This is a genomic window from Aeromonas sp. (assembly GCF_050633025.1).
In the GTDB taxonomy this organism is placed as follows: Bacteria; Pseudomonadota; Gammaproteobacteria; order Enterobacterales; family Aeromonadaceae; genus Aeromonas.
On record NZ_JBODRQ010000163.1, the window covers coordinates 1 to 6280 of the forward strand.

Sequence of the window (6280 nt, forward strand, 5' to 3'; positions counted from 1 at the left end):
CACGAAGCGCCATCCGGGTCGCTGCACTATGATCCTGCCACTCTCGCCACGCCAATCCCTCGGCGGCAGCCCCTCCTTTCACTGGAAGGAAGAAAATCGCCAGCAGTCCGGTATTGTCAGGCCAGCAGTGACCAGGCAGTGTCTGAACCAGCAGCAGGGCGGCGCCCAGCAAGAGTAGAGCCCATCCGGTATCATGGCTGTTTTTCATCCCGATCTCCTTCACCCGTGCGCCAATGAACTAACATTTTTGCGCAAGCCGGTGACAAGACGATGACAGGGGGAGGGTGGTCATTTTACAACATCTGACCCTCAACCCGGCCAAACAACCACAGATGGCAACATTTGTATCCCTTCAGCCCGAACCTGTGGCCGTATGCTCTAAAATGTGACTCACAGGAAAACGTTATCCCTGAAAAGAAAACGTTATCCGGTCAAAACGTTGTTTCTGGATCATAAAAAGATTCCAAAAACTGGTGTATATTGCTCGGCGGAAATTCCTTAACCATGAAGATTGACATGAAAAAGACCAAAATTGTCTGCACCATCGGTCCGAAGACCGAATCCAAAGAAATGCTGGCCAAAATGCTGGACGCCGGCATGAACGTCATGCGCCTGAACTTCTCCCACGGTGACTACGCCGAGCACGGCAGCCGCATCAGCAACCTGCGCGCTGTGATGGCCGAGACCGGCAAGCACGCAGCGATCCTGCTGGACACCAAGGGTCCGGAAATCCGTACCATGAAGCTGGAAGGCGGCAACGACGTCGCGCTGGTCGCTGGCCAGACTTTCACCTTCACCACCGACCAGACCGTGGTTGGCAACAAAGACAAAGTGGCCGTGACCTATGCAGGTTTCGCCAACGATCTGCGCGTCGGCAACCGCATCCTGGTTGATGACGGCCTGATCGGTCTGGACGTTATCGAAATCACCGAACGCGAAGTTATCTGTAAAGTGCTGAACAACGGTGATCTGGGCGAGAACAAAGGCGTTAACCTGCCGGGCGTCTCCATCAAGCTGCCGGCCCTGGCCGAGAAAGACAAGCGCGACCTGATCTTCGGTTGCGAGCAAGGCGTTGATTTCGTTGCTGCTTCTTTCATCCGTAAGAAAGAAGACGTTCTGGAAATCCGTGAGCACCTGAAAGCCCACGGCGGCGAGAACATCCAGATCATCTCCAAGATCGAAAACCAGGAAGGTCTGGACAACTTCGACGAGATCCTGGCTGTTTCCGACGGCATCATGGTTGCTCGTGGCGACATGGGTGTAGAGATCCCGGTTGAAGAAGTTATCTTCGCCCAGAAGATGATCATCGCCAAGTGCAACAAAGCCCGCAAAGTGGTTATCACTGCCACCCAGATGCTGGACTCCATGATCAAGAACCCGCGTCCGACCCGTGCCGAAGCTGGTGACGTGGCCAACGCCATCCTGGACGGTACCGACGCAGTGATGCTGTCCGGTGAGTCCGCCAAGGGTAAGTATCCGCTGGAAGCCGTGACCATCATGGCCACCATCTGCGAGCGTACCGATGGCGTGATGCCGTCCAACCTGTCTGCTGCCAACGACAGCAACAAGCTGCGCATCACCGAAGCCGTATGTAAAGGCGCCGTAGAGACCTCCGAGAAGCTGGACGCCCCGCTGATCGTGGTGGCTACCGAAGGCGGCAAATCTGCCAAGGCCATTCGCAAGTACTTCCCGAAAGCCTGGATCCTGGCTATCACCACCAACAAGAAAACTGCTGCTCAGCTGGTGCTGACCAAGGGTGTGGTTGCTCACGTGGTTGACAGCATCGCCTCTACCGACGATTTCTATCGCATCGGTAAAGAAGCCGCGCTGGAAATCGGCATGGGTCTGAAAGGTGACGTAGTTGTGATGGTCTCCGGTGCTCTGGTACCGAGCGGCACCACCAACACCGCTTCTGTTCACGTTCTGTAAGTAGAGCTGGAACAGTGTGAAGACGGCGCCTTCGGGCGCCGTTTTTTTTTAAGTACAATTTATGTGAGATGGGGGGGGACCCGGATGCTGATGCCGTGACCGCAAGAGGGGTGGCATGGTGAAGAGGGGGGCGGGTCTTGGCGCGGGGAAGAGGTTGCCATCAAGGCTCTCCCAGATTGCTGACAAAGCCAAAATCGTCATCGTAACATATTGATTTTGTTTGATGAGAAAGCCCTGCTTCTCTGAAATCAGGGGGGGAATAGTCTGAGGGAGCCATTAAGGCTCCCTCACTGTTGTTGGCGAGGAGCCCTTACTGGGCATCCAGCTCTTCATACTGACGGAACGGGATACGGAATACAGCGAGACGCAGGAACAGATAGGTCACGCCGAGGCCAGCCCAGATCAGGCCCAGCTCCAGCGAGCTCTGCTCCAGATTGATCCAGAGGGCACCTATGGTGGCGGCGCCGAGCAGCGGCATCAACAGGTAGATGACATGATCCTTGAGGGTCTTGTTGCGCTTCTCGCGCACCCAGAACTGACCGATCACCGACAGGTTGACGAAGCTGAATGCCACCAGCGCACCAAAGTTGACCAGCGCCAGCGCGGTATCCAGATCAAACGACACGGCAGAGAGGGCCAGCGCCCCAACCATCAGCACGTTGATAGCCGGAGTGCGATATTTCGGGTGGATATAGCCAAACACCCGCTCCGGGATCATGCGATCACGCCCCATCACGTAGAGGATGCGTGACACACCGGCGTGAGCCGCCATGCCGGAGGCGAGTACTGCGACCGTGGTGCAGACCAGTACTACCGACTGGAAGAAGGTGCCGCCCACGTAGAGCGCGATCTCCGGCAGCACCGCATCTGGTTCTTTGAAGCGGGCCAGATCCGGGAAGTAGAGTTGCAGGCAGTAGGAGACCACCACGAAGATGATGCCGCCGATAAGGGCCGTCAACACGATCGCCTTGGGGATCACCTTGCCGGCGTTCGGCGTCTCTTCGGAGAGGGAGCTCAGACCGTCAAAGCCCAGGAACGAGAAGCAGAGGATGGTCGCACCGGTAAAGAGCGGCACCATCTGGGCTGAGTCGAAGTGGAACGGGCGGCTGCTCATCAGGGTGCCGGTGCCTTCGCCATGATCGATGCCCCACGCCATCAGGCCGATAAAGAGGGTGATGATAGCCAGCTGGATCACCACAATCAGACCGTTGAAGTTGGCCACCAGGTTGATGCCGCGCAGGTTGAGGAAGGTCATCACGGTCACCAGACCGAAGATGAACACCCAGGGCTCGACACCCGGGAACATGGCGGTCAGGTAGATCTTGGCCAAGAGGATATTGATCATCGGCATGAACATGTAGTCGAGCAGGGATGACCAGCCGACCATGAAACCGACATAGGGGTTGAACACCTTCTGGGCATAGGTATAGGCAGAGCCCGCAGAGGGGAACTTGCGTACCAGATGGCCGTAGCTGAAGGCGGTCAGCAGTATGCCACCCAGAGCCAGCAGATAGGCAGTGGCGACCCGGCCTTCGGTGATGTCACCGACGATGGCGAAGGTATCGAAGACAGCCATGGGGGTCAGGTAGGCTAAACCCATGACGATCACTTGGGTCAGGGTCAGGGTTTTGAGCAGCTTGGCGCCTTGAGATGCCATTACGCTTTCTCCTCAATCAGTGCCGCAGCACGTGCTTGCAACGAGCGCAGGGATACGATGGATTCGCAAGCCTGCAGATCAAAGGCGCCGGGGAGGCGCAAACCGGTATTAGCCGGCAGGAAAGCATTGAAACGCCCCATGTTTTTCCTCTCAACGTCGGGAGATTGTTGGCAATCTCGAGTATCACTTCCGGAACGTTTCCGGCCTCTTGTGGTGGGTTTGCCCTGCTCTTCAAAAGACAAAAACCGATGTCGCAGTGAACATCGGTTCTTTATTGGCGGCGTATTGTGCATTCGTGATGCCCCCTTGACAAGCAAAAAAGGGTTGATTAACGCATTTTCTTGCATACGCACAGGGCCGGTAAGTGGTCACTCGCCTTCTGCAGCCGTCCCCGAGGCGCCCCCCTTTTTCGGGAGGGAAGAGAACCCAGTTGTGGCGTATGAAAAATCGACAAATCGGGGCTGCAGGGGGCATAGCGCCTCAACATTGATCCTGATCATATTTGCCGGCGTTCCCCCGGGCTCGAGTCCAGAGATCTGATCGGCTGGCGGGGATGGGAGGGAGGGAAGTGGATAAAGAGTGATTGCATATCCATTCACAGTAATGACTGAGAATAGGGGGAGGCACGGCTTGGGCCATGGTACGGCGGGCGGCCCGGCTGGGTAGTTATTTGAAATCAGTCACACTTTCTGCAGAAATTGCGTTTCTGGCAACCAGAGCACCACAAAAACAAAAGGAGCCAGAAGGCTCCTTGTTCTCTATCGAAGGGAGGGGTGCCAGCGGTTACTGGGCGATCTCCACCTTGTCTGCGGTTTGCAGCGGGATGCGGAATACGGTGAGGCGCAGGAACAGGTAGATGGCACCCAGTCCGGCCCAGATCAGCCCCAGCTCGAAGGAGGCGGGCTCGAGGTTGAGCCACAGCACTCCGATGCAGGCGGCGCCACAGAGTGGCAGCAGCAGATAGATCAGGTGATCCTTGAGACATTTGTTGCGGCCCAGCTTCACATAGAAGTGGGCAATCACCGCCAGATTGACGAAGGTGAAGGCCACCAGGGCGCCAAAGTTGATCAGCGCCAGCGCCATCTCGAGATCGAACGATACCGCGGAGAGGGCCAGCACACCCACCAGTAGCACGTTGCATGCCGGGGTCTGCCACTTCGGATGGATGTAACCGAAGAAGCGGGCGGGCAGGGCGCGATCACGACCCATTACATAAAGCAGGCGCGATACACCAGCGTGGGAGGCGAGCCCGGAGGCCAGGACCGCCACCGTGGTGCAGACCAGCACCACAGCCTGGAACAGCTTGCCGCCGACATAGAGGGCGATCTCTGGCAGTACCGCATCCGGATGCTGGAAGCGGGAGATATCCGGGAAGAAGAGCTGCAGGAAGTAGGAGGTGGTGACAAACAGCACACCGCCGATGAGAGCCGTCAGCACGATGGCGCGCGGGATCACCCGATCGGCGTCCGGGGTCTCTTCCGACAGTGTGCTGATAGCATCAAAGCCGAGAAACGACAGGCAGAGGATCGAGGCCCCCATCAGCAGCGGCGAGATGTTGATCTGCTCGGAGAAGAAGGGGCGGCTGCTGGCCACGGTACCCAGCCCCTCGCCATTGTGCACGCCCCAGGCGATCAGGCCGATAAAGACGGCGATGATGCTGAACTGCATGACGACGATGAGGCTGTTGAAGTTGGCTACCAGCTTGATGCCACGCAGGTTGAGCACAGTCATCACGGTCGCCAGACCCAGGATGTAGGTCCAGGGCTCCACATCGGGGAAGAGCGCTTCCAGATAGATCTTGGCCAGCAGCATGTTGATCATCGGCATGAACATGTAATCGAGCAGGGAGGTCCAGCCCACCATAAAACCGACATAAGGGTGAAACACCTTCTGGGCATAGGTATAGGCGGAGCCTGCCGACGGGAACTTGCGCACCAAGTGGCCGTAGCTCAGAGCGGTGAACAGCATGCCGATGAGGGCAAAGAGGTAGGCGGTCGGTACATGGCCTTCGGTGATCTCGGTGACGATGCCGAAGGTGTCGAATACCGCCATGGGAGTGAGGTAGGCAAGACCCATGACCACGACTTGCCACAGTTTCAGGGTCTTTTTCAGACCTGCTGCTTGGGTGTTCATCATGCCTGTTCCTTACGCGGTGCCAGTGTAGCACTGTCCATCAACGAAACCGGGAGAGAGGCCCGGGAATCAAGGGCGCCGGGGTGGCGCACACCGGCCAGAGCCGGTCGGAAAGCATTGAGATGCCCCATGTTGTTCCTCACTGAATGTGGTGTCGGGAGATTGCTGCCAATCTCGCTATCTTTTCCGGGGGTGATCCGGCCTCGTTTATGGGTTTGTTCACTGCACAAAAAAGGACCGGAGAGATGTGGTAATACCGGTCCTTGCAGTGGCGGCGCATTGTGCATTTGCAGGGCCCCCTTGACAAGAAAAAAAGGGGGCAAAACTGCATTTTTTTGCACAGGTTAGCGGTTACTTTCCTGCTGGTCAGGCCAGCGCGGCCTCCAGTGATTTTTCAAGGATTTTCATCCCTTCGTCAATCACTGTCGCCGGGGCGGTCAGGGGGGCGAGAAAACGGATGACATTTGCGCGCACCCCGCATGAGAGCAGGACCAGACCCCGTTTGCCCGCCTCGGCCACCAGACGTTTGGTAAGGTCGGGATCGGGCTGGTTGGCATCACG

General features: G+C 57.3%; 5 protein-coding genes and 1 pseudogene. 1 reads left to right on the plus strand and 5 read right to left on the minus strand.

Features of this window, described 5'->3' with window-relative positions; all coding sequences use genetic code 11:
• Nucleotides 1–208: hypothetical protein (locus ACRAUW_RS16045; protein WP_431363083.1), on the minus strand; the 208-nt coding region annotated here is incomplete at its 3' end.
• Nucleotides 209–516: 308 nt separating this feature from the next.
• Here ACRAUW_RS16045 and pykF point away from each other — a divergent pair.
• Entirely contained in the window at nucleotides 517–1929 is a 1413-nt protein-coding gene (gene pykF, locus ACRAUW_RS16050) for a pyruvate kinase PykF (protein ID WP_431363084.1), read from the plus strand.
• 310 nt (nucleotides 1930–2239) lie between these two features.
• On the opposite strand, the gene ACRAUW_RS16055 is transcribed toward pykF, so the two are convergent.
• From ACRAUW_RS16055 to ACRAUW_RS16070, 4 genes and pseudogenes are all read right to left on the minus strand, one after another.
• On the minus strand, nucleotides 2240–3586 hold the full coding sequence (locus ACRAUW_RS16055) for an APC family permease (RefSeq protein WP_431363085.1): 1347 nt from the start codon (nucleotides 3584–3586) through the stop codon (nucleotides 2240–2242).
• Nucleotides 3586–3726 (minus strand): hypothetical protein, encoded by a 141-nt coding sequence (locus ACRAUW_RS16060; RefSeq protein ID WP_431363086.1) that lies wholly within the window; start codon nucleotides 3724–3726, stop codon nucleotides 3586–3588. The genes ACRAUW_RS16055 and ACRAUW_RS16060 overlap by 1 nt, the downstream gene beginning before the upstream one ends.
• 643 nt (nucleotides 3727–4369) lie before the next feature.
• Entirely contained in the window at nucleotides 4370–5719 is a 1350-nt protein-coding gene (locus tag ACRAUW_RS16065; protein ID WP_431363087.1) for an APC family permease, read from the minus strand.
• 366 nt (nucleotides 5720–6085) lie between these two features.
• A pseudogene (locus tag ACRAUW_RS16070) lies at nucleotides 6086–6280 on the minus strand (4-aminobutyrate--2-oxoglutarate transaminase); the annotation flags it as partial.

What these genes read in the sequence shown, in the direction of transcription:
- pykF (WP_431363084.1), top strand. Translation starts at nt 517, where the DNA reads ATGAAAAAGACCAAAATTGTCTGCACCATCGGTCCGAAGACCGAATCC.
- ACRAUW_RS16055 (WP_431363085.1), bottom strand. Translation starts at nt 3,586, where the DNA reads ATGGCATCTCAAGGCGCCAAGCTGCTCAAAACCCTGACCCTGACCCAA.
- ACRAUW_RS16060 (WP_431363086.1), bottom strand. Translation starts at nt 3,726, where the DNA reads ATGGGGCGTTTCAATGCTTTCCTGCCGGCTAATACCGGTTTGCGCCTC.
- ACRAUW_RS16065 (WP_431363087.1), bottom strand. Translation starts at nt 5,719, where the DNA reads ATGAACACCCAAGCAGCAGGTCTGAAAAAGACCCTGAAACTGTGGCAA.